The sequence below is a fragment of the Bradyrhizobium sp. LLZ17 genome (assembly GCF_041200145.1).
Taxonomy (GTDB): domain Bacteria; phylum Pseudomonadota; class Alphaproteobacteria; order Rhizobiales; family Xanthobacteraceae; genus Bradyrhizobium.
In genome coordinates this window covers 3,658,282-3,680,775 of the sequence record NZ_CP165734.1, presented here as the reverse complement: position 1 = coordinate 3,680,775, position 22,494 = coordinate 3,658,282, and the positions used below count along the sequence as shown (strand labels likewise).

Sequence of the window (22,494 nt, the reverse complement as noted above, 5' to 3'; positions counted from 1 at the left end):
CGATGGGCAGCACCGGTGTCATCGACCAATTCCTGGAGACTTTTACCCGATATATCGACTCCGGATTTGGTCTCTTGGGCGGCGAAATCGGATATCTCGCGACCACGCTTGCCGCCATCGACCTGACGCTTGCGGGCCTGTTCTGGTCGTTGGGAACCGATGAGGACATTATTGCCCGTCTGGTCAAGAAAACCCTGTTTGTCGGTGTGTTTGCATATTTGATCGGCAATTGGAACAGCCTCGCGCGCATCGTCTTCGAAAGCTTTGCCTCTTTAGGCCTTAAGGCCTCAGGCACGAGTCTCTCATCAGCAGATTTTTTGAGGCCAGGTCGCATTGCGCAAGTTGGGCTGGATGCCGGGCGTCCAATCCTGGACTCGATCTCCTCCCTGATGGGTTACGTCAGCTTCTTCGAGAATTTTGTCCAGATCGCGGTTCTGCTGTTCGCCTGGATTGTCGTGCTGCTGGCCTTCTTCATTCTGGCAATCCAGCTCTTCGTCACTCTGATCGAGTTCAAGCTGACGACACTTGCAGGTTTCGTGCTGATCCCCTTAGGTCTGTTCGGAAAGACAGCCTTTGCGGCGGAGCGGGTCTTGGGAAACGTCATCTCTTCAGGCGTGAAGGTCTTGGTTCTCGCCGTGATCGTCGGCATTGGCTCGACGCTGTTCTCGCAGTTCACGGCCGGCTTTGGCGGCAACCAGCCCACAATCGAGAATGCGATGGCTTTGGTACTAGGCGCTCTTTCCTTATTGGGCATCGGCATCTTTGGCCCTGGTATTGCCAACGGCATCGTCTCCGGCGGGCCGCAACTCGGTGCGGGCTCAGCCATTGGTGCGGGCCTTGCGGCTGGTGGTGTGATGGCGGCCGGAGCCGGACTTGCCTCCGCCGGCGCTGCATTGGCCGGCACTGCGGCGGCTGGTGCCGCCAACGGGGCGAGAGCTTTTACGAGCGGCGCCTTTGGCGGAGGTGGACTGTCGGGTGCGACGGCGGCGGGTACCTCGACTGCAGCAAGCCCATTGCGCTCCCTCGCCGCTCGTTTTGCCAGAGCTGGTGGTACTGGCAATGGCTCATCCTCATCTGAAAGTCCACCTTCATGGGTTCGCCGCATGAAGCGCGCCCAGACGATCAGTCATGGAGCATCAGCTGCGACGCAGGCGGTTCGCTCAGGCGAGCACGGTAGCAGCGGTGGGTCGGTCGATCTTTCGCAAGAGGACCGCTGACGCGTCCTTCTCAAATCCAATCTCAGTCACATCTTGAGGTTCAAATCATGTTCAAACGATCGGCCGTCCACTATGGCCGCACGCCGGAACCGGTCACGCCGTATCAGCGCGCCGCGCAAGTCTGGGATGACCGCATTGGCTCAGCGCGCGTCCAGGCCAAGAACTGGCGCCTGATGGCCTTTGCCTGTCTGTTTCTCTTTGCAGGCTTTGCCGGCGCGCTGGTCTGGCAGTCGGCCCAGGGGACCGTCACGCCATGGGTCGTGGAAGTCGACCAGCTGGGTGAAGCAAAAACGGTTGCGCCCGCGAATGCCACCTATCGACCGACCGATCCGCAAATCGCGTTTCATCTGGCCCGGTTCGTCGAGCATGTACGCGGCCTGCCGCTGGACGCCATTGTGCTGCGACAGGACTGGCTGCGCGCCTACGATTTTGTCACCGACCGCGGCGCTGCCGCGCTCAATGACTATGCCCGCACCAACAATCCCTTCGACAAGCTTGGAAAAACACAAGTTGCCATCGAGGTCTCAAGCGTCATCAGGGCCTCACCCGAGAGTTTTCGCTTGGCCTGGATCGAGCGCCGGTATGACAACGGTCAGCTTGCCACAACTGAGCGGTGGAGCGCGATCATCACTATCATCGTGGAAGTGCCGCGCGACCTCGATCGCCTGCGGAAGAACCCCCTCGGCATCTATGTCAACGCAATCAATTGGTCGAAGGAGCTCGGCTAGCCATGCTGTCAGATCTTGTATTTGTAATAGAGAAAGTCCGGGCAAGCCTGGCGCTCGCTCTTCTGGTCTCTGTGTCTGCCCTCGGCGGCTGCACCGTCTTCAGGCCTCCACAGATCAGCTATGATAGCGAGGCCCCGCCGCTGCCAGACCTGCCGGCGCTTACCGAGGATCGTCCGCGACCGCTGCATGTTCCGCCCGCGTGGCGGCCAGCACAAGGCGGAAAAAATGCGGAGGCCAAAGAGCCCATCGAGCGGATCGAAACAGCAAACGATGCCGCACGGGTGCAGCCCCGAAAGGCCGGCTACTTCAATGCTGTGCAGGTGTTTTCCTTCAGTCCGGGCGCGCTTTACCAGATCTACGCCGCGCCCGGGCAGATCACTGATATTGCGCTGCAGCCCGGCGAGCAGCTGATCGGCTCGGGGCCGGTTGCCGCCGGAGATACCGTGCGCTGGGTCGTTGGCGACACCGAGAGCGGCAGCGGCGATACGCGCCGTGTGCATATCATGGTGAAACCGACCCGTCCTACGATCGAGACCAACCTCGTGGTCAACACCGACAGGCGCACCTACCTGATCGAGCTTCGCTCCCGCGAGAAGCCCTACATGCCATCGGTCGCGTGGTTTTATCCCGAGGACAGAGGTTCGCGTAGCAAAACTCTGCCGCCCACTCCCATGATTCCGGATCTGACACAGCGTCGGTACCGTTACAGCATCGAAGGAGACAGTCCGCCGTGGCGTCCCGTCAATGCCTATGATGACGGCCGCAAGGTCTATATCGAATTCTCCGCCGGAATAGCGCAAGGCGAAATGCCGCCACTCTTTGTCATCGGGACTGACGGCGACACCGAACTCGTGAACTATCGCGCTTTCGGAAACGTGCTGATCGTCGACCGTCTCTTCTCAGGCGCCGAACTGAAATTGGGCGGGGAACACCAGCAGAAGGTCCGGATTGTGCGAACTGACGGGAGGTCCTCGTGACCGACACTGATCAGGGGAATGGACAAAGTGACAATGCTGCTCGGCCCGCGACGTCGGAAGAGTTGGGTGAACGCCTGAGGCTCCGCGCCGCGCCGCCGCAAGTTGCGCGCCTGTCCCGCAAAGCGCTTGCAGGGGGCAGCGCTGTGGCTCTTGTTTTCATCTGCGGTGCCGCGTTCTGGGCGCTGCAGAGCAAAAGATCGCAAGCGCCTGCTCCGGAAGAGCTTTACTCGACCGACCACCACAACGTCGCCGATGAAGTTACGACATTACCCAAAGACTATGCCGCGTTGCCTAAGGACGTGCCACGGCTTGGACCGCCTTTGCCGGGCGATCTTGGGCGGCCAATCGTTGCGGCCCAAGGCCCGTCCTCATCGAGTGCCCTTGGCCTTGACGCCGAACAGCAGCGGGTCAATCAGGAATCGGAGGCGGCGCGCATCAGCAAGGTCTTTGCCAGCACCAACGTCCGGCCCTCACCAGCCGTGACATCGCCGGGAGAGGCGCCTTCAACGGCGTCGAGCTCCTCCGATGAGGCCTTCGCCCAGAACGCGCAGGATCGAAAACTCGCTTTCGTCAATGGACCTGTCGATAAGCGCACAACGAGCTCCGACCGTTTGGTGAAGCCGGCCTCGCCTTTTGTCGTTCAAGCTGGCACCGTTATTCCAGCTGCCCTCATCACGGGCATCCGCTCCGATCTGCCAGGTCAGATCACGGCGCAGGTGACGGAAGCGGTGTACGATAGTCCCACAGGGCGGGCTCGCCTTATCCCGCAGGGAGCAAGGCTCATCGGCACTTACGACAGCCAGGTTGCATTCGGACAGTCGCGCGTGCTCCTGGTCTGGACGAGGCTCATCATGCCGAATGGACGATCGATCGTGCTGGAGCGCCAGCCCGGTGCCGATGCGGCGGGCTACTCCGGCCTTGAGGACCAGGTCGACGGCCATTGGAAGGAACTGTTGGGAGCGGCTGCGCTATCGACCCTCCTTGCTGTAGGCACCGAGGTGAATTCCGGCGCGGATACCGGTAACACCAATAGCGACCTCGTCGCCGCGCTTCGTCGCGGGGCAGGCGATTCGATCAATCAGACGGGCCAGCAGGTGGTCCGTCGCAATCTCAACATCCGGCCCACCTTGACCGTCCGTCCGGGATTTCCGGTGCGCGTGATTGTAAACCGCGACTTGGTGCTCGAGCCATACAGAGGATGAGGACTATGCCGAAATTGAAGCTCGGAGCAATCGAAGATGACAAGCCGGTTAAGGTCACGCATGAACTGCCGGCGAGCATCCACCGGGATCTCGTGGCCTACGCCGATATCCTCGCAAAAGAGACAGAACAACCGGTCGGGGATCCTGCCAAGCTGATCGCACCCATGTTGGCGCGGTTCATGGCAGCCGACAGAAACTTCCGGAAGGCTCGAAGGGCACGTCAGCGGCCGAGCGGAGGTGAGGGATAGCGTTCGGAGAGCAACTTCAGGAAGGCGGCCAGAGCAGGATTTTCATTGTCGGCTCGCCAGTATGCCGAAAACTCGAAGCGGCTCGGACCGGCGCCGTCACGCAGCTCGCGGTAGATGAGGCCAGCATAGTTGATGCCCATCTCAGATTCTAGCACAAGACTGACTCCTGTGTTCGTGCTGATCAGCCCCTTGATCATTCCGCGGCTAACGTCATGGCGCTCGATTTTAGGACGATCCTCGGGCGACACGAGCTTGGAAATCAACAGGTTTTCTAGCTCGCTTCCGGGATCGTCATGGCTCAGCAGCACCGTCTCGCCGCGCAGGTCCGTCCAGTAGATGGTGTCGTGCGGGGCGAGGGGATGATCATGGGGTAAGGCGACCAGAACACGCTCGCTCCATAACGATATTGACTTGTTGTCGAGTAACGGCAGCTTCCCTGTGACGATCACGACATCGAGACCGCCGTTGCGAAGTGCCGCCGCCAGGCGAGTGCGTGATCGCTCGACTGTGACAAGTTCGATCTGCGGGACTGCCCGTTTGAACTCGAGTAGCGAGCGTTGCTGCGGATTCCGATCGATGTCGCCCAGGATTCCGAGATGATCTCGCCCACCATTCCGATTTGAAGTCGCCCACCCGTTCCGAGATGATGTCGCCCACCATTCCGGGATGATGTCGCCCGGGTGACGAGGCCTCTTCTGGCTCCCATAGGATGAACCCTTTCGGCTTTGCGAAGGGGACCCTGGATGCCGACGGAGAGGCTTGCGATGCGCCGTGTGCGCGATGTGATCAGAATGAAGGCGGCCGGGTTGCCGAGCCGCGAGATTGCGCGACGGGTGGGCGCGGCGCCCTCGACGGTGCGGCTGGCGCTCCGGCGGTTCGAGGCCGCGGGCTTGAGCTGGCCGTTGCCAGACGACGTCACCGACACGGTTCTGGAACTTCGCCTGTTCGCGAAGACCGGCAATGGCAACCGTCAGGGTCACCGCCGCATTGCCGAGCCCGACTGGGCGACCGTGCACCGCGAGCTCAAACGCAAGCACGTGACGCTGTCGATTCTGTGGGAGGAATATATCGCCGCGGAGCCTGGCGGATACCGGTACTCGCGTTTCTGTGAGCTCTACCGCGCCTGGGAAGGCCGTCTGTCGGTGACGATGCGCCAGGCCCATGCGGCCGGCGACAAGTTGTTCGTCGACTATGCCGGCGATGGGGTGCCGGTGGTGGTCGACCGCCTGACCGGTGAGCGCAGAACGGCGCAGATCTTCGTCGCCGTGCTCGGCGCATCGAGCTTCACCTACGCGCAGGCGACGTGGACGCAGGGGCTCGCCGACTGGATCAGCGCCCATGTTGGCGCCTTCGCGGCGATCGGCGGCATACCGGCGCTGCTGGTGCCCGACAACACCAAGGTCGCGGTCATTAAGGCGAGCCTGTACGACCCGCAGATCAATCGTACCTACGCGGAGATGGCGGCGCATTACGGCACTGCCATCTTGCCGGCGCGGCCGCGCAAGCCGCGCGACAAGGCCAAGGTCGAGCAGGCCGTCCTGATCGTCGAGCGCTGGCTGCTCGGCCGCCTGCGCCATCGCACCTTCTACAGCCTGGCCGAGGTCAATGCGGCGATCGGCGAACTGCTCACGAGGCTGAACGAGGAACGGCCGATCCGGCGGCTCGGCGTGACACGCCGCCGGTTGCTCGAGGAGGTCGACCGGCCGGCGCTCAAGCCATTGCCGGCGTCCCCCTACGTCCTGGCCGAGTGGCGGATCCGCCGCGTCAGTCTCGATTACCACGTCGAGGTGGAGAAGCATTACTACAGCGTTCCGCATCGCTTCGCCCGCGCCGAGGTCGAGGTGCGGTTCACGGCCCGTACCGTCGAGATCTTCCACAAGGGCGAGCGGATCGCCGCGCATCAGCGCATGAGCGGCAATCACAAACACACCACCGTGCCGGAGCACATGGCCTCCAGCCATCGGCGCTACGCCGGCTGGACCATCGCACGTATTCGCCAGGACGCCGCCGCGATCGGGCCGGCGACCAGCGCGTTGTGCGACGTCATTCTCGACGAGCGCTCGCACCCCGAGCAAGGCTTCCGCGCCTGTCTCGGCATCCTCAGGCTCGCCGCCTCCTATGGGCGCGAACGGCTGGACGCCGCGGCTGCGCGGGCAATCGACATCGGCGCGCGCACCTATGGCTCGGTCAAGTCGATCCTCGCCAACAATCTCGATCGGCGTTCTGCTCACCAGCGTTCCGCGGACGATGCGCCGATCCTGCATGCCAACATCCGCGGACCGCGCTACTACAATTAGGAGATCATCCCTTGCTCACCCATCCGACCCTCGACCGCCTCAACGCCCTCGGCCTCCACGGCATGGCCAAGGCCTTCGCCGACATCGAAGCCACCGGTGAGGCCGCAAGCCTCGGTCACACCGAATGGCTTGCGCTGCTGCTCGAACGTGAAGCCTCGCTGCGGCACGACAAACGGCTCGCCACTCGCCTGCGCTACGCCAAGCTGCGCCAGCAGGCGTGCGTCGAGGACATCGACTACCGCACCCCGCGCGGTCTCGACCGCCCGCTGTTCGCTAAGCTTGTCGAGGGCCGCTGGATCGACGACCACGTCAATCTCCTGATCTGCGGCCCGGCGGGCGTCGGCAAGAGTTGGCTCGCCTCGGCGCTCGGCCACAAGGCCTGTCGCGACAATCGCTCCGTGCTCTATCAGCGCGTCCCGCGCCTGTTCGATGATCTGGCGCTCGCTCGCGGCGACGGCCGCCATCCACGCCTGTTGCGCGGCCTTGGCCGTGTCGATCTGCTGATCCTCGATGATTGGGGGCTAGAGCCGCTCGATGCCGGCGCCCGTCACGACCTCCTGGAAATCCTCGAAGATCGCTACGGTCAGCGCTCCACCATCGTCACCAGCCAGCTCCCGGTGGACCAGTGGCATCTGCTCATTGGAGATCCCACCTATGCCGACGCCGTGCTCGATCGCCTCGTCCACAATGCCCATCGGCTCGACCTCACCGGTGAGAGCCTGCGCCGAACCCGGCAATCCGCCCGAAAGACCTGAGCCCGTGGCGCTGTGGACATGCCGCTGCGCTTGGACAACGCAATCGCGTTGCCCACATGCCCACAGCAACGGCAGAAGAAGAAAAATAGGTTGAAGTCGCGATTCCAGATTGACCACGCGGCTTCACCGATGCCAGAGAACCAGCCGGCCAGAACGCCTCGCCGCTGGGCGAGATCAAATCGGAAAGGTGGGCGACATCGTCTCGGAATCCACGGGCGACTTCATATCGGTACGCCTGGGCGACTTCGTCGGAATCCGCAGCGTTGCAGACTGCCTGGCGAAAGCAAAGGGCAGAAGCCAACACTCAGCCGTCCGCTTTCGCTGTTGTCAGCGGATCTCGCAATGGCGATGAGTGCGTCGAATTCTTCCAGAATAGTTCTCGCCAGCCGAAGAACGTTGCAGCCGGCCCGCGTTGGGCGGACACCTCCGCTATGCCGCTCAAAAAGAGCAATACCCAAGTGGTGTTCTAGCTCGGCAATTCTCCGGCTGAGGCTCGACTGCTGCGACCTCACTAACTCCGCGGCTCCACGAAAGCTGCCACAATCGGCCGCGGCGACGGCCGATCTCAGGTGTCTCAGTTCAATCGCTTTGTAGGCCTGAGTAGAAGGTGTTGATCGAAAGAAATTGTGCATCTCTAGAGCTCAAGCGGAGATCCGGATAGGGAGCAATGCCGCAACTGGACTTCCTTCGAAAGGCCTAAGCGGCCGCTCGGATCACTGGAGCCCAGAGCACCGGACCTGCGATGCGCCCCAACTTGCGGATACGCTCCAAAGCCCCGATCGACACCTCTAGGTATCCTGCTATCGCTATGGTATTTCCGAGAGGACGAGCTTTCCCGATCGGGCGGAGGGGCCAGCCTGCGCGCCGAAGAATGCGTTCCATCCTCGCGTCGGTGACAGTGACGATTTCGGTCAGTTCGATGGAAAGGCCGAACTCAATCATGCCCGCAAACAGCTCGAAAGTGGCGGCAGCAAATCCGCCACTCGCTTTCGGCGCGTCCGGAGGAATATCGAGCGCAAATCGGCTGCTCTCCCAGACCTGACGGCTTCGTGGCGCCGGTTGCCCCTCGAGAAGAATGGGGAAGGTGTCTCTCAGCATCGTTGAGCCGGTCGAGGGCAGAAGGCGCACGCAACCCTGAATGTGTCCCGCGGTCGAGCGGTTCAGGAGGTGTACCGGTCGAAGGACATCAAACTCATCGATCTCCATGTCGCCGCTGGTTTCGACGCTCCAGTCAAGGCGCTGTTTGAAGACGCGATAGCGCAGCCGGTGTATCTCGGCGAGCTCGTGAACGAACTCGCCGTAGTACTCGGGGGTGATAAGCTGAATCATACTGGCCTCCCTCTTTTGCATGGAGAAATAAGCAAAGGGGACTAAGCAAGCGTACCTGTGCAGTTGCACAGGTGTTTATGGCGGGCGGAGTTTTTATTTTCGAGATTTTGATTCGGTTAGCAGCACGATGGCTTGACGAAGCGAGCTGACCCCGAGCTTCGCACGGGCGTTGTCCAGGTGAAATCCCGCCGTTCGCTCGGCGATGCCAAGAATGATCCCGATCTCTCCGGCAGATTTGCCGCGCGCGGACCATTCGAGACATTCGTACTCGCGAGGAGACAGCACCACCCCGCCGACCATGCGATCAATCGTCCAAAACCGCTTCGCGTGTGCATGGAAGAACCATGCGATGAGCCGCAGGCTGTGTGCGTGCTTGAGTAACGAGCGATCGAAAACGGTTCGACGCTCGTCCGTCGCAAAGCTCAAAGCGGCGATGGCGCCCCGGCCATCGTGGATCGGGAATGTAAATCCGCAGCGAATCCCGAATTCGGCAGCCTCTTCGAACAACGTGCGTTCTGAATCCGACCGATTTTGCTCTTCGATTCCAAGGCCCCACCGGAACGGTTTAGGCTGGCGGATCGCCCGGCGTACCACCGGATCGACGGAGTCGTACCCACGCTGCAGATAAAGAGCGGTCCAGGAAGATGGATATGTCGAGATTAGGTTCGGGAGGCCGCCGGGCCTACTCGGTAGTGCAAGATATGCGAACCAAGACAAACTGAGCGCAGCAGTGACATCGGCCATGCTCTGCTGAGCTTCATCTGGGTGTGAGCTTTCGGTCAATCGCTCAGCAAACTTCTGAAAAACCCGATCCATCGTTGATGAACCCGCGGGCCCTCCCTCGTAAGCGCTACTCGCAGTATCAGAATTGAGCATTACTGCGAAAGGGGCAAAACAAGGACTAAGTCGGTGCCTTCGAGCGTAGATTAGTGTGATCGCGAGGTGTGATCAGCCATCTCCTGGCGGTCACGGAGTTGCTAGCTCTGCTAATTTGGACCGGCTCCGGGTCCACTGTTCGAAATCCTGCAGCGCTACCGAGAAAATTGATGGATTACTGCGCTATTTAGCGGGCCGGGTTGGAGGTTCGTACCGCTCTTCCGACTACAAAGAGCCGCTTGCCAAGGAGATTGCAATGTAGCTCGGCGTTCCCAAGGAAATAAAGACACACGAATACCGCGTGGGGCTGACGCCTGGGGCCGTTCGCGAATACGTTGCGGCAGGCCACAGCGTCTTGGTCGAAACGAATGCCGGTGCGGGGATTGGCGCGACAGATGATGCCTATCGCAAAGCTGGTGCTACCGTCGCGGCATCTGCTCGCGAGGTGTTCGCGTCGAGCGAAATGGTATTGAAGGTCAAGGAACCACAACTGTCCGAATGGACACAAGTGCGCGAAAACCAGATCCTCTTCACTTACCTCCATCTAGCTCCAGATCCGGAGCAGGCCAAAGGCCTCATCAAATCGGGCTGCACCGCAATTGCTTATGAAACGGTCATTGACGCGCAGGGTGGGCTTCCCTTGCTTGCTCCGATGAGTGAAGTTGCGGGGAGGCTTGCGATTGAGGCAGCGGGTGCGGCGCTGAAGCGGTCCGCTGGCGGACGAGGATTGCTGATTGACGGCGTGCCCGGGGTGCAACCCGCGCGCATCGTGGTGATCGGCGGGGGAGTTGTCGGCACTCACGCCGCCCGGATGGCAGTTGGGCTCGGAGCTGAGGTTACCATCCTGGATCGTTCGATTCCTCGGCTTCGCGAACTCGACGACGTGTTCAACGGGCGAGTTCGTACCAGATTCTCAACTATAGCATCCCTGGAAGAGGAGGTATTTGCGGCGGACGTCGTCATCGGCGCCGTTCTCGTTCCCGGCGCGAACGCGCCGAAACTTGTCAGCCGCAGCATGCTGAGCTCGATGCGCAAAGGCGCGGTGATCGTGGACGTAGCTATCGATCAGGGCGGATGCTTTGAGACTTCGCGGGCTACGACGCATGCCGATCCAACCTACGAGGTGGATGGCGTTATCCACTATTGCGTTGCAAATATGCCCGGGGCTGTCCCGCTCACCTCAAGCCAGGCGTTAAACAACGCCACGCTTCCTTTCGGTTTGGCACTCGCCAACAAAGGATTTGCGGCTGTGCTCGAAAATCCTCACCTGCGAGCAGGTCTGAACGTCTATCGAGGGCGGCTAACCTATAAGGCTGTCGCCGAGAGTCTCGGCCTTCCCTTTTCACCGATCGAACAGGTTGCGGCCTGATCCCAGAGGCCTCCGTAGGGGCGTTTTCCTCCCTGACTTGGCGGGCCACTCCTTCGGGAGTGGCCCCTTTTTTTAAGGGCGGCATCGCAAACAACATGCACTCGCCATGGCTTGGACGTCGGCGGCTCCACAGAATATCCACGGCCCACCTCAGCAAAACCGCGGTCGGCTCTCCCCTTGCGAGTTTCCCGCTGTCGACGCGTCGAGAAAAGCCTCCAGCCGACAACGGATGGTAGATGCCGTCTCATCCGGCGGGTACTTACAGGTAAGGGGCGCCCCTGATCTCTGGGTGGCAGCGGATACAGACGATCGACCGTACGTAAACATCTGCGCGGGCACTGCGGTGCGCTAGCTTGGCAGGCCGCACAATTGTTCGGAGCTCAACGGCTTCTCCGGCGAAATGCCTGGGACAGGGCTGTGCTGTGGGAGACGGCGCAGCCAGAAGGGTCGGCGCATCGGCTGGCTGGAGTTCGACTTCGTGACCGCACGCTTAGCAGGCGCGGATATTACGCGGGTTGCTCTCGGGAAGAAAAGCGGCCCGCCCGGATCTGTTACGGCAAAGCCAGGTGGTGACCACGACCACATGGATCCCTCCCAACTTTGGGAGTTGCACTTCAGACTCTGGTATGGAGGGTTTGAAGGATGGCAACTGTCATTCCGCATTTTGCGGTGACAAGACCCGTCATGCGTCAGTCGTCGCGAGGAGCGCTAACAGGCTCTGAGCCGGCGGGGCGGGAGAAAAATGCCCACCCGAAAAGTCAGGAGAACATTAATGAATTTCACGATGTCAGCGAAACAAAATGAGTGGTTGGATCGCGTGAAGTTTTTCATCGCTAAGCACGTCCGGCCCGCCTTGCCCGTATATGAGCAGCAGCGCGCTGCGGGCGACCGCTGGGAACTTCCTCCGATCCTCGAAGAGCTAAAGAAGAAGTCGCGCGCTAAAGGGTTGTGGAACATGTTTCTGGCACCGACTTCACATGAGGACAATGAATTTCGCGGTGCGGGATTGAGCAATCTGGAATATGCGATGGTTGCAGAAGAGATGGGTCGCATCGCCTGGGCTTCAGAAGTGTTCAACTGCTCCGCACCCGATACCGGCAACATGGAGGTCTTAATGCGGTACGGCACCAAGGAACAGAAACAGCAATGGCTGAAGCCCTTGATGAATGGTGAGATCTGCTCCGCCTTCCTTATGACGGAGCCAGCGGTCGCCTCATCAGACGCTACCAACATTGAGGCCCAGATCGAGCGCGATGGAGATCACTACATCATCAACGGTCGCAAATGGTGGGCGTCGGGCCTTGGCGCCTCTCGCTGCAAGATTGCAATCCTTATGGGCAAGACTGATGCCAACGCACCGCGCCATCAGCAGCAATCGCAGCTCCTGGTGCCGCTCGACCGGCCCGGCATCAAGATCGAAAAGGTGTTATCGGTGTTCGGCTATGACGATGCGCCTCATGGGCACGGCCAAGTGCTGCTCGAAAACGTTCGCGTGCCCGCAAGCAATCTGTTGTTGGGCGAGGGCAGGGGCTTTGAGATCGCGCAAGGCAGGCTGGGTCCGGGCCGCATCCATCACTGCATGCGCACCATCGGCAAGGCCGAGGAGGCGCTAGAGAAGATGGTCAAGCGGCTCAATTCGCGCGTCGCTTTCGGCAAGAGGATCCTCGAGCATTCGGTCTGGGAACAGCGGATCGCAGAGGCTCGCATCGATATTGAGATGAACCGGCTGTTGTGCCTGAAGGCCGCGGATATGATGGACAAGGTCGGCAACAAGGCGGCCCAACTTGAAATCGCCATGATAAAGGTGGCGGCGCCACGCATGGCCCTGAATATCATCGATCAGGCGATCCAGGCTTTTGGCGGTGCCGGCGTGTCCGACGAGGCCGGCCTTGCTCGCGACTATGCGTCGGCTCGGACCATGCGTCTGGCGGACGGCCCCGACGAAGTGCACTGCCGCGCGATCGCCAGACTTGAGCTCAGGAAGTTTGTAAACTGTCCGGTCAATTGATAGCGGCGACCAATCGTGCTCCGAGAGAGCTCTGACCCGTCAGGAACGGAGAGGAGTTTTCCGGCACGGAAGCAGCTTCATACTGCCGGTATGAGGACGGCGCGATCGCGATCATCCGCTATTGCTTTCGTTCTCGCTGCAGCGAAGCGGCCATTATTGTCTGTGGTGAGGTGTCGTTCGCTATCCGGCAGCCGGACGCCCTGATGGCAGCGGTGCCGGCCCGGATGATCCAGGACGGCGCGACGGCGATGGACGTGCATGAGGTATCGCGCCTCCTTTTTCTTGACCTGCGCGATCTCGGCTCCGAACTCGATGTATGTCAAGCCTTCTGCGCGACGAGTCACGTCGCGGAGGAAACGAGCATGGAGCGCAGGAAAGCGGATTATCGTCAACCGGATCTGGTCGTCGTGGAGAAGCCACCCACGCCGAAGCTACTCGAGACGCATGTGGGCTCTGGCGCTGGTCGCGCGGACGGACTGGATCACCTTCAAGGATCTCGGGATCACCTCCAGCATCTCGGTGATCTCCTCTTCGAGCTTGGACAACCGCGCGCCGCCACACCAGGCGCACGCCCACGTCCCGGCACGATCACCCGCTCGCGAGGCAGACGCTCCGGGAACGGCTGGCGCGATGGCCGGTCGACCCGATGACCTCGCTTCGAAGGTCGGCCGGACTCTCCATTTCACGGCTTACAGCTTCTGGACCAGTGGCTCGGCTGTGGCTTTGGAGCGCCTCAAATCACTCGAAAATGCCGCCATTTCGGCCGCCGTTTCAACCCGGTGTTCGGAGCCCGCCGAGGAAGGCGATCTCGGCATCGAGCAGACGACGAAGCTCGTCCCGCCACTATGAGCTTTTCGCGGTCCTTCTGCCCGATGGTCCCCGTTGCGTTTGCGGCCGGAAGCCCAGCTTTCGATCGCGGTGGCGAACCGCGGTAGGTTGGGACGATAGACGGCGATGATCTCGGCTCGGGTGACGATCGTGAATGCTCAGCAATTCCGCCGCTTGACGGAGGCTGCCACAATCAGCCGCAGCCACGACCGATTGCAGGTGTTTCAGTTCGATTGCCTTGCTGGCTTGAAGGGAGGGTGTTGATCGACGTGGTTTGTGCATCGTAAGTCTTAAGCAGATGGGCTTTCCGCTCCAATGCGCAGCAATGCCCCGGATTGCAACTTGCTTCCAGATCCTAGGCGGCCGCTTCGATGACTGGAGCCCAGAGCACCGGACCTGAGATGTGTCCCCCTTTGCGGATGCGTTGCAACGCTTCGGGCGAGACCTCCAGGTATCCAGCAATGGCCGTGGTGTTTCCGAGAGGACGAGCCTTTCCGATTTTGCGGAGCGGCCAGCCCGCGCGCCGAAGGATCCGTTCCATCCGGGCATCAGTGACGGTAACGATTTCGGTCAATTCAATCGAAAGGCCGAATTCAATCGTGCCCGCAAACAACTCGTAGGTAGCGGTAGCCTCCACCACTTGACTTCGGCGCATCCTGAGGAAGATCGAGCGCGAATCGGCTGCTCTCCCAAATCCTGTCGCTTCGTGGCGCCGGCTGCCCGTCCAGAAGGATCGGGAAGGTGTCTCTCAGCATGGTTGGGCCGCTCGAAGGCAGGAGTCGGACGCAACCCTGAATACTTCCAGCGTTCGAGCGGTTCAGGAGGTGCACCGGTCGAAGGACATCAAACTCGTCGACCTCCATATCGCCGCTGACGGCGACGTTCCAATCCAGGCGCTGTTTAAACACCCGATAGCGCAGCCTGTGCATTTCGGCCAGATCGTGGACGAACTCGCCATAGTACTCCGGCGTGATGAGCTGCATCATTCTTGCCCTCCCTGCTTTATTCCGACAGTCAAGCAGAGAAGCCCGGGCAAGCGCATCCTGTGCAGTCGCACAGGTGTCTGCGAAGCGCCTGGATATTATTTTCGAGATTTTGCCTCGGTCAACAGCACGATGGCTTGACGAAGCGAGCTAACGCCGAGCTTCGCACGGATTTTATCCAGGTGAAATCCCGCGGGTTCCGAGATACCTAGAATGGTCCCGATCTCCCCGGCTGATTTGCCGCGCGCGGACCATTCGAGACACTCGTACTCGCGAGGAGACAGAACCACCCCACTGACCATCCGATCAATCGTCCAAAAGCGTCTTGCATGTGCATGGAAAAAGCTTGCGATTAGCCGCAGGCTCTGAGCGTGCTCAAATAGCGAGCGTCGAAGCCGATGCGATGCTCGTGGCTGGCAAAGCTCAAAGCGGCGATCCCGCCCTGGTCATCGTGGATTGGGAATGTAAATCCGCAGCGAATTCCAAATTTGGCGGCTTCTTCGAACAAAGCGCGTTCGGACTCGGATCGAATTCCTGGTTCGAATCCAAGGCCCCATCGGAAGGGTTTAGACTGGCGGATCGCCCGACGCACCACGGGATCGATCGACTCGTACCCGCGCTGTAAATAAAGAGCGATCCAGCACGATGGATATGTCGATATTAGGTTCGGGGTACCCCCGGGCCGGCTTGGTAACGCAAGGTATGCGAAGCAAGACAAGTTCAGCGCCGCGGTGACATCGGCCATGCTCTGCTGAGCGGCATCCCGGTGGTGCTTTCGGTCAATCGCTCAGCAAATCGTTGAAAAACCCGATCCATCTTTGATGAACCCGCGGGGCTCCCTCGCAAGCGCTACTCGCATTATCAGGCCGAGCATCGCTGCGAATGGGGCGAAACAAGGAAAAACACCCGACCTACCCTGGCGTGGGTCTATCGTGTTGCAGGGAGCGAGGGCTTGGTTGTGCAGGCTATCGCTCGGCCTTCCTGGCGTTACGTTGTGGTATCATCACCACCAGACTCGGCTCTGCGGTCTTATTCGAATTCCTGCAGACGGTGGCTGAAGATCGCCGGAATGCTGCGCCGTTTGCCGTTCCGAGTTGCAGGTTCGTACCGCTCTTCCGATTACAAAGAGCCGCTCGCCAAGGAGATTGCAAATGAAGGTCGGTGTTCCCAAGGAAATCAAGACGCACGAATACCGCGTCGGCCTGACGCCTGGGGCCGTCCGCGAATATGTGTCCGCTAGGCATACCGTACTGGTCGAGACCAAGGCCGGGGCCGGAATTGGTGCGACCGATGAGGATTACCGCACAGCTGGCGCTGCGATTGCCGCCTGCGCTCGCGAGGTATTCGCGTCCAGCGAGATGATCGTGAAGGTCAAAGAGCCTCAGCCGTCCGAATGGACGCAGTTGCGAGAAGGTCAAATCCTTTTCACTTATCTGCATTTGGCGCCGGACCCGGAACAGGCTAAGGGTCTCATCAAGTCTGGCTGCACGGCAATTGCCTATGAAACCGTGACTGACGCCCAGGGTGGGCTTCCGCTGCTTGCCCCAATGAGCGAGGTCGCAGGAAGACTTGCGATCGAAGCAGCAGGTGCGGCGCTGAAGCGGTACGCTGGCGGGCGCGGACTGCTGATTGGTGGCGTGCCGGGCGTTCAACCCGCTCGAATCGTGGTCATCGGAGGGGGCGTTGTCGGCACTCACGCCGCACGCATGGCGGCGGGCCTCGGTGCCGAGGTCACAATCCTCGATCGTTCCATTCCCCGACTTCGCGAGCTGGATGAACTGTTCGAAGGGCGAGTTCGCACCAGATTCTCGACCATAGCCTCCGTCGAAGAGGAAGTATTCGCGGCGGATGTCGTGATCGGCGCCGTTCTCGTCCCAGGCGCGAGCGCGCCTAAACTTGTCAGCCGCGGCATGTTGGGCTCGATGCGCAAAGGCTCCGTTATGGTCGACGTAGCGATCGATCAGGGCGGATGCTTCGAGACATCGCGTCCGACGACTCACGCTGATCCAACTTATGAAGTCGACGGCGTCATTCATTACTGCGTGGCCAATATGCCGGGAGCTGTCCCGCTGACCTCAAGCCAGGCACTGAATAACGCCACGCTGCCCTTCGGTTTGGCTCTAGCGAACAAGGGTTTTGCGGCTGTGCTTGAAAATCCGCATCTGCGCGCGGGCCTGAACGTGTATCGTGGCCGCCTGACTTACAAGGCTGTGGCGGACAGCCTCGGCCTGCCATTCTCACCAATCGAACAGGCAGCGGGCTGATCTCCAGAGGTCTTCCAGGGACGTTCCCTGACCCAGGGCCACCCTTTTATGGGGTGCCTTTTTTATTTATCACGTTCAATCTGATCAGGCGCCTCTGAGAGAGCGGAGAGGGCCGCGATCGCAAAACAGCCTGCGCCAGATCTTAAGCTATGATAGCAAACATGCTCTGTTCGTAAGTGGGGCTCGCGTGACAGGCAAACCTGATATTGACGTGATCACCAGGGGGCGAGCTGCTGTTTTGTGAGCCGAACTTTCAAACAAGTCGGTTGACAGCTGAGTCCAGTCAATAGGCAAAGTGCAACCGCCCGTAAACTTATCGACAAACGTTGCTCTGGGAGCCGACAGCAGTATTCAGAGAAACGCTATTTCGCTTTGGGCCGTTCACCCATGAAACGGCGTGAACTGAAGAGGGCCCGAGACCACCGTCGGGGCCGGTCAGTCCTTCTCTGGAACCTCAATCGGAATGGCGAAACCTACTTTTACGCGATCGATTATGATCATCGTCTTAAAGCCCTTGATATTCGAGTTCTCATAAAAGAACTGGCGGGTGAACTGCTCATATTCTTCCATGGTGCGCGCTGTGAGATATAGAACAAAATCAGCGTCGCCGGTCACGTAAAATCCGTTCACTACGTCACCTGACGATCTGATGGCTTTCTTGAACCTATCAATTATATCCGAACGCTCTCGCTCTAAAGTGACCAGCACTAGCATCTGAATAGGTCTTCCTACTGCCTTTGGGGAAACGATAGAGACATCTGCTTCGATGATGCCCTCTGTGCGGAGCCTCTTTAGTCGTCGTTGACAGGCTGTAGCAGAAAGCCCTGCCATTTCACCGACCACCTCAGAAGTTAAACGGTTGTTCCTTTGCACGATCTCTAGGATGCGGGCATCTGTCCGATCGTATTGCATGAGCTGCTCCAGTCCTGATGGATATCTGCCCCAAAGAGGGCTGTCGCGCAGGAAATCCTCCTTGTTATCTCAGAATGCGACGAAAACATCCCAGTGGTGCGAGTATCGCTAATTTTATAGGCAATTTCAATAAGTGAGCCCCGTCAATATGCCGTTGCATAGGGTGTGGCAAGGAAGCCCTGCCCTGCCAGCCAGCGACAACCTTCGAAAGTGTGACTTCAAATTGGAGGTCCAGGCTCGGCGGCGCTCGATCTTGGAAGACCGGCGGCCACGAGATGTTGAGTGTCGTAAACCGAAGCGATCATCCAATTCCAGGCGGAGCTGCCGCTCGCGCATATTGGGAGAGCAGCAACGTACCAAGGCGCGGAATCGCGATCCCCGCCTGTGCGCAGCGTGGCCTGTTTTCAGCGCAAGGCGAGCGTCGGTGGCGTGGTGGGGTAGCAATCGTCGCACGACAATAACGAAGAAGGAGCCGGCTGGCCGTACTGATCGGCCGGCACGTCTGACACAAGATCAATCCTTATTTGCCGATGCCTGGGTGCGAACTGCAGAGTGGTGACGTCGCCCTGGCTGCGATCCCGATTAGGAAGATGACGGTTGGCATAGGCCAGACCCTCCACTACGTCGCTGAAGAGAGGATTGCCCTGCCCAAGAGGACGACCGGTGACAGCCCGGAACTGAAGCCGATCAACGTCGGGGCCGCCCGAACGCAGGACGTGCGCTTCCATTCATGCATCGAGACGATCCGCCCAGCTCTCGTAGACAATGACCGGCGCGCACATGTCTTAGCCTTGACTCCAGGCAAATATGCTCGACGGTGATCGCAAGCTCGCAGTCCTGATCAGTTCATTAAACAACAACTAGACCGGTCGGAACGCTATCCAAGCCACGAGAAGCAGCTCAACACACCTACCTTCGATGATCAGACGCGCCGTAGGGCGTGCCCGGGGTCGATTTGGCTGAGATCCATGGGTTGGGTTCGTCGCTCGCATTGAAGCTCGTCGGCGAGTGCGGCACGGATCTAAGGGCATGGCCGAGCGCCACGCACTTCACTTCCTGGCTCTGACTCGCACCGGGCAACAAGACCTCGGGCGGCAAGGTGCTGTCTTCGCGGAGATCGTGCAGCCGGCTGTAGCGCGACAATCTGGATGGGAAGCTTCCATCCTGATTGCCGCGCCGCAAGCCGGGCGGCTGCGCTGCTGCGGTGGGCAGCCACAACCGTGGGGCGCGGCGATACGGCGCCAGGCGCATTCTATCGCCGCCTGTCCTCACGTGCGGGCAAGTCGAAGGCGGTGACCGCCCGCAAGATTGCGGTTTTGTTCTACAACACACTTAGGCACGGCGTGAGCTACGGGGATCCAGGCGCCGACCACTATGAGCAACAATATCGAAACCGCGTCATCGCAAGCCGTCAGCCCAGGGCAAAATCGTTGAGCTTCGTGTAACAGGCTATTCCGGCCGGCGCCAATCCGGCTGCTTCTTAGGAAGTCGATCGCGATCTTTGCCGGACCCCGGACATGAGCTTCCGCTTGCGCTTCACTGAGGGCCACCGCAATGCCTATCCGGTACGGCTGATGTGCGCCGAGCTCGAGGTCTCGCCGGCCGGCTATTATGCTTGGCGCGGCCGTCTGCAGAGCGCTCGCGCGACCGCCAACGCGACGCTTCTTGCCGAGCGACAGCGTCAGCGCTATGGTAGTGCACGGTCCATGCAGTTCTGCGGACGCAGGGACGTAGTGCCAGCCGCGGCGGGACCGAACGGTTGATGCGTCGGCCTCGCATTCGGGCGATCATGGCGCCGCGCCGCCGGGTTCGCACCACCGACAGTCGTCACCATCTGCCGATCGCGCCAAACCTGATCGCGCGTGACTTCACCACCGCAGCTTTGAACCGATTTGGCTCGCCGATATACCGATATGCCTACACTCCAACCACGGAGGGCTGGCTGTACCTGGTGCCGCCATAGTGGACCCCTGCAGCTGCAAGATCGTCGGCTGGGCGATGCGGGATCACATGCGGGTCGAACTCGTCTCGTCCGTGCTGACGATGGCGTTCCGCCAGCAGCGGCCCTGGGGCCGGATTGATCCATCGGGCCGGATTGATCCATCATTCCGATCGCGGCGTATGCGTCACGCGAATACGGGCGGTCCTTGCAGCGGCTGACATCACCGCATCCATGAGCCGCAAGGCCGACTGCTTCGGCAATGCCCCGATGGAGAGGTTCTTCCATGGCTTGAATACCCAGCTCGTTCATCATCGCCAGTATCAGACCCTGCTCCGAGGCCCAGCGCGAAATCTTCGCCTTCATCGAGGGCTTCTACAATCCGACCCGGCTCAATTGCGGGATCGGATATATCTCCCGATCGAAATGGAGCTAAAAGCCGCCTAAACCCGTCGACTTTTTCGGGGAAGATTAGAGGCTGCGGAAGCACAATCGGGTTAGCGCGACAACGCCTTCAGAAGCTGCAACGCACAACTAAGGCAGCCACGCCTGGATCCTGCCGAATGGATGCGAGGCAAGCAGACGGTCTCGAACCCCCGATTCGCGGGCGACACTCCGCCAGCCATACATGCTTCTCGATAAGATGAGGTTGAGGGCGTTTCGCTGCTACCGTCGCCCTTCTGGCTGAGTACAGACAATCGTCGCAACAAGTTTCGCCACGGGCGATCGCGGGACAAGCGCCCCAGCGGAAGCGTCGGCAAAAAGGTCAACTCAATTCGAAGAGCTTGCGAGGCGCCAGAGTCAAAACGTCGACACCCGTTTCGGTAACACGAATTGTATCGCTCACCACGTACCCAAAATCCTCTTCTATCCAGTTTCCGAGCATAAGATGGAAGGTCATATTCGTCTTGAGCAATGTTTCGTCGCCTCTCGCGAAGCTCGCTGTCGGCTCGGTCCAATCGATGCCAATAGCATAGCCGCAGCGAGATTCCTTCTTGTAGCCATACTTTTCGATCGTTCGATAAAAGGCGTTGGCTACGTCCCTGCAAGGGACGCCGGGCCGGACACTGGCGAGCGCTTCTTCCATGCCTGCTAGTTGTGCATCGTTGATGCGACGTAACTGATCCGAGGGAGCGCCCACAGAGAAGGTGCGGCTCATAGCTGAAACGTAAGCATGGCGTACGCCACCAAGCTCGAGGTTGATCTGAGATCCGTCACGAATGTTGTCCTCGCTCCAACGAATATGGGAAGTCCCCGTACGTGGCGAGGAACAAAAGAAGTTGCCCGCAATATCCGTCCCAACTTTGCCATTTGCACCCCGCGCAAGCGTTGCGGAGATTTCGGCCATTGCATCCGCTTCACGCACGCCAGCTCGGATCACTTCGGCGGCACGCATGATACCTGCATCAGCGATGGCTGCAGCTTCTCGCATGATGGCTATTTCAAGCTCGGATTTGACGCCACGGATCCAAGCGACCGCTTTAGTGCAGTCAACAATAGTTGCGGCCGGCAGTCGTGCTTTGAACTTTTCGACAGTATACACAGTGAGATCGCCGATCTCGAGTCCGACAGATCTATTCGCCAAGCCGAGTTTGTGCACATGATCAATTACACCGTCGTAGCCATCTTTGCCCGGTGTCCCGATGAGGCTCTCAGGATAGCTTATGATGCTATCGCGCGACAGGAACGACTGGTGAATCGCTGCAGGCGCATCCATTTTGCGCAAGATGAATGTGGGTTCCTCATTTTGGCACGTAATCACCACCCCCTGCGGAACATATGCTGTGCGAGCCGTATAGCCGGTTAGCCAAGTGATATTTCGCAGATCTCGAAATAACGAGCGCGTCTATCCCACGCTCTGCCATATCAGCTTTTACGGCATTTACTCTACGTAGATATTCTGTCCGGGGAAACACCTGCGGGCCCTTGCTGATCGCCATTTTCTCAACTCCTGTTGAATAGCCTATATACCGGAAATGGACGGCGCGCTGATAGCCTTTACCGCGCGTTCGTTGCCTAGTTCCATCTCTGTTGCCGCCGAATTCGCAGAAATTATGCGTAGCTGGCCATGTGGTGCAACTTAATGACTACGAGCCCAATCTTCTCCTGTCCGTTCGTCCGCAATTCCGACTTTGACCGCGCAAGATCATATACTCTGATTAGTCATTGAGCTGCGGTTCTGGTCGATCCCTGAGCAATTCGACGAGAACGACGGCGTCATGGCAGTTATGGCGACCTTCACCGGAATAACGTGGACCAGCTGCGGTGAGCTGGACGAAAGGCTTCTGAGTTGGCAAGCATCGTAGAATCAGGCCTGAATCGCTACAATCGGGCTTTCACACAAGCGGGCGTCGCCATCGCGAAAGGCCTGCGCCGGTCTCGGCGGTTCCTTTTTTCACCCGTTCGGCGGCGGCAAGTTAGGAGCACTCCCTTTGAAGACAGATGCGCCAATGTGTGGCAAGCCGGCTTGCAATTGGATATGCGTCATTGTCCATTAAGGAGTGTTGACGTCGTATTTGGACAGCGATGTGGCGGTTACAGGATGATCCCAAGTGCTCGAGG

General features: G+C 59.7%; 22 protein-coding genes and 3 pseudogenes. 13 read left to right on the top strand and 12 right to left on the bottom strand.

Going from position 1 to position 22,494, the window contains the following annotated elements; genetic code table 11:
- The first annotated feature begins 2 nt into the window (after positions 1 to 2).
- Genes trbL through AB8Z38_RS17845 form a run of 5 tightly spaced genes read left to right on the top strand, consistent with a single transcriptional unit; the run spans position 3 to position 4,372 of the window.
- On the top strand, positions 3 to 1,217 hold the full coding sequence (gene trbL, locus AB8Z38_RS17865; protein WP_369726311.1) for a P-type conjugative transfer protein TrbL: 1,215 nt from the start codon (positions 3 to 5) through the stop codon (positions 1,215 to 1,217).
- 47 nt (positions 1,218 to 1,264) lie between these two features.
- Positions 1,265 to 1,945, top strand: a complete 681-nt coding sequence (gene trbF, locus AB8Z38_RS17860; RefSeq protein ID WP_369726310.1) for a conjugal transfer protein TrbF — start codon at positions 1,265 to 1,267, stop codon at positions 1,943 to 1,945.
- Between the two features lie 2 nt (positions 1,946 to 1,947).
- A complete protein-coding gene (gene trbG / locus AB8Z38_RS17855) occupies positions 1,948 to 2,922 on the top strand; it encodes a P-type conjugative transfer protein TrbG (RefSeq protein ID WP_369726309.1) in 975 nt (324 codons plus the stop codon).
- On the top strand, positions 2,919 to 4,124 hold the full coding sequence (locus AB8Z38_RS17850) for a TrbI/VirB10 family protein (RefSeq protein ID WP_369726308.1): 1,206 nt from the start codon (positions 2,919 to 2,921) through the stop codon (positions 4,122 to 4,124). The genes trbG and AB8Z38_RS17850 overlap by 4 nt, the downstream gene beginning before the upstream one ends.
- Before the next feature lie 5 nt (positions 4,125 to 4,129).
- Positions 4,130 to 4,372 carry a DUF2274 domain-containing protein gene (locus AB8Z38_RS17845; RefSeq protein ID WP_369726307.1) on the top strand — a complete coding sequence of 81 codons (243 nt, stop codon included), beginning with the start codon at positions 4,130 to 4,132 and terminating at the stop codon, positions 4,370 to 4,372.
- On the opposite strand, the gene AB8Z38_RS17840 is transcribed toward AB8Z38_RS17845, so the two are convergent.
- Complete coding sequence (locus AB8Z38_RS17840) at positions 4,345 to 4,959, bottom strand: LysR family substrate-binding domain-containing protein (protein WP_369726523.1); 615 nt, start codon at positions 4,957 to 4,959, stop codon at positions 4,345 to 4,347. The two genes, AB8Z38_RS17845 and AB8Z38_RS17840, sit on opposite strands and share 28 nt — an antisense overlap.
- A 177-nt stretch (positions 4,960 to 5,136) precedes the next feature.
- Here AB8Z38_RS17840 and istA point away from each other — a divergent pair, with 177 nt between their 5' ends.
- Together istA and istB are read left to right on the top strand one after the other, a co-directional pair.
- Entirely contained in the window at positions 5,137 to 6,669 is a 1,533-nt protein-coding gene (istA, locus tag AB8Z38_RS17835) for an IS21 family transposase (RefSeq protein ID WP_369726306.1), read from the top strand.
- Positions 6,670 to 6,680: 11 nt separating this feature from the next.
- Complete coding sequence (gene istB / locus AB8Z38_RS17830; RefSeq protein WP_369726260.1) at positions 6,681 to 7,424, top strand: IS21-like element helper ATPase IstB; 744 nt, start codon at positions 6,681 to 6,683, stop codon at positions 7,422 to 7,424.
- A gap of 221 nt (positions 7,425 to 7,645) precedes the next feature.
- On the opposite strand, the gene AB8Z38_RS17825 is transcribed toward istB, so the two are convergent.
- The 3 genes from AB8Z38_RS17825 to AB8Z38_RS17815 all read right to left on the bottom strand — a co-directional run bounded on the left by AB8Z38_RS17825 (position 7,646) and on the right by AB8Z38_RS17815 (position 9,569).
- On the bottom strand, positions 7,646 to 8,056 hold the full coding sequence (locus AB8Z38_RS17825; RefSeq protein WP_369726305.1) for a LysR family transcriptional regulator: 411 nt from the start codon (positions 8,054 to 8,056) through the stop codon (positions 7,646 to 7,648).
- A gap of 64 nt (positions 8,057 to 8,120) precedes the next feature.
- Positions 8,121 to 8,753 (bottom strand): acyl-homoserine-lactone synthase, encoded by a 633-nt coding sequence (locus tag AB8Z38_RS17820; RefSeq protein WP_369726304.1) that lies wholly within the window; start codon positions 8,751 to 8,753, stop codon positions 8,121 to 8,123.
- A gap of 93 nt (positions 8,754 to 8,846) precedes the next feature.
- Positions 8,847 to 9,569: a LuxR family transcriptional regulator gene (locus AB8Z38_RS17815; protein ID WP_369726303.1), complete on the bottom strand. Its 723-nt coding sequence runs from the start codon at positions 9,567 to 9,569 to the stop codon at positions 8,847 to 8,849.
- A 322-nt stretch (positions 9,570 to 9,891) separates the two neighbouring features.
- Here AB8Z38_RS17815 and ald (AB8Z38_RS17810) point away from each other — a divergent pair.
- Positions 9,892 to 10,998 (top strand): annotated as a pseudogene (gene ald / locus AB8Z38_RS17810) (alanine dehydrogenase); the annotation flags it as partial.
- 772 nt (positions 10,999 to 11,770) lie between these two features.
- Positions 11,771 to 13,006, top strand: coding sequence for an acyl-CoA dehydrogenase family protein (locus AB8Z38_RS17805; protein WP_369726302.1), 1,236 nt, complete (start codon positions 11,771 to 11,773; stop codon positions 13,004 to 13,006).
- Between the two features lie 77 nt (positions 13,007 to 13,083).
- Here AB8Z38_RS17805 and AB8Z38_RS17800 read toward each other — a convergent pair whose 3' ends face one another.
- Positions 13,084 to 13,329 (bottom strand): hypothetical protein, encoded by a 246-nt coding sequence (locus tag AB8Z38_RS17800; RefSeq protein WP_369726301.1) that lies wholly within the window; start codon positions 13,327 to 13,329, stop codon positions 13,084 to 13,086.
- Positions 13,330 to 13,473: 144 nt separating this feature from the next.
- Positions 13,474 to 13,643: pseudogene (locus AB8Z38_RS17795) on the bottom strand (IS66 family transposase zinc-finger binding domain-containing protein); the annotation flags it as partial.
- Here AB8Z38_RS17795 and AB8Z38_RS17790 point away from each other — a divergent pair.
- Positions 13,637 to 13,855, top strand: coding sequence for a hypothetical protein (locus tag AB8Z38_RS17790; RefSeq protein ID WP_369726300.1), 219 nt, complete (start codon positions 13,637 to 13,639; stop codon positions 13,853 to 13,855). The pseudogene AB8Z38_RS17795 and the gene AB8Z38_RS17790 overlap by 7 nt on opposite strands.
- 334 nt (positions 13,856 to 14,189) lie before the next feature.
- Here AB8Z38_RS17790 and AB8Z38_RS17785 read toward each other — a convergent pair.
- The 3 genes and pseudogenes from AB8Z38_RS17785 to AB8Z38_RS17775 all read right to left on the bottom strand — a co-directional run bounded on the left by AB8Z38_RS17785 (position 14,190) and on the right by AB8Z38_RS17775 (position 15,562).
- Positions 14,190 to 14,820 (bottom strand): annotated as a pseudogene (locus AB8Z38_RS17785) (acyl-homoserine-lactone synthase).
- Positions 14,821 to 14,915: 95 nt separating this feature from the next.
- Positions 14,916 to 15,119: a helix-turn-helix transcriptional regulator gene (locus AB8Z38_RS17780; RefSeq protein WP_369726299.1), complete on the bottom strand. Its 204-nt coding sequence runs from the start codon at positions 15,117 to 15,119 to the stop codon at positions 14,916 to 14,918.
- A 50-nt stretch (positions 15,120 to 15,169) separates the two neighbouring features.
- Positions 15,170 to 15,562, bottom strand: coding sequence for an autoinducer binding domain-containing protein (locus tag AB8Z38_RS17775; protein WP_369726298.1), 393 nt, complete (start codon positions 15,560 to 15,562; stop codon positions 15,170 to 15,172).
- A gap of 406 nt (positions 15,563 to 15,968) precedes the next feature.
- On the opposite strand from AB8Z38_RS17775, the gene ald (AB8Z38_RS17770) reads away from it, so the two are divergent.
- Positions 15,969 to 17,081, top strand: a complete 1,113-nt coding sequence (gene ald / locus AB8Z38_RS17770) for an alanine dehydrogenase (RefSeq protein ID WP_369726297.1) — start codon at positions 15,969 to 15,971, stop codon at positions 17,079 to 17,081.
- A gap of 435 nt (positions 17,082 to 17,516) precedes the next feature.
- Here the strand turns inward: ald (AB8Z38_RS17770) and AB8Z38_RS17765 are convergent, their stop codons facing one another.
- Together AB8Z38_RS17765 and AB8Z38_RS17760 are read right to left on the bottom strand one after the other, a co-directional pair.
- Complete coding sequence (locus AB8Z38_RS17765) at positions 17,517 to 17,993, bottom strand: Lrp/AsnC family transcriptional regulator (RefSeq protein WP_369726296.1); 477 nt, start codon at positions 17,991 to 17,993, stop codon at positions 17,517 to 17,519.
- Positions 17,994 to 18,397: 404 nt separating this feature from the next.
- The gene (locus AB8Z38_RS17760; protein WP_369726295.1) at positions 18,398 to 18,721 is read right to left on the bottom strand and encodes a hypothetical protein; all 324 of its coding nucleotides are present in this window, start codon (positions 18,719 to 18,721) and stop codon (positions 18,398 to 18,400) included.
- Positions 18,722 to 19,141: 420 nt separating this feature from the next.
- Here AB8Z38_RS17760 and AB8Z38_RS17755 point away from each other — a divergent pair, with 420 nt between their 5' ends.
- Positions 19,142 to 19,438, top strand: a complete 297-nt coding sequence (locus AB8Z38_RS17755) for a hypothetical protein (protein ID WP_369726294.1) — start codon at positions 19,142 to 19,144, stop codon at positions 19,436 to 19,438.
- A 72-nt stretch (positions 19,439 to 19,510) separates the two neighbouring features.
- Positions 19,511 to 19,756: a hypothetical protein gene (locus AB8Z38_RS17750; RefSeq protein WP_369726293.1), complete on the top strand. Its 246-nt coding sequence runs from the start codon at positions 19,511 to 19,513 to the stop codon at positions 19,754 to 19,756.
- Between the two features lie 942 nt (positions 19,757 to 20,698).
- Here the strand turns inward: AB8Z38_RS17750 and AB8Z38_RS17745 are convergent.
- A complete protein-coding gene (locus tag AB8Z38_RS17745) occupies positions 20,699 to 21,694 on the bottom strand; it encodes a M24 family metallopeptidase (RefSeq protein ID WP_369726292.1) in 996 nt (331 codons plus the stop codon).
- Positions 21,695 to 22,494 lie beyond the last annotated feature (800 nt).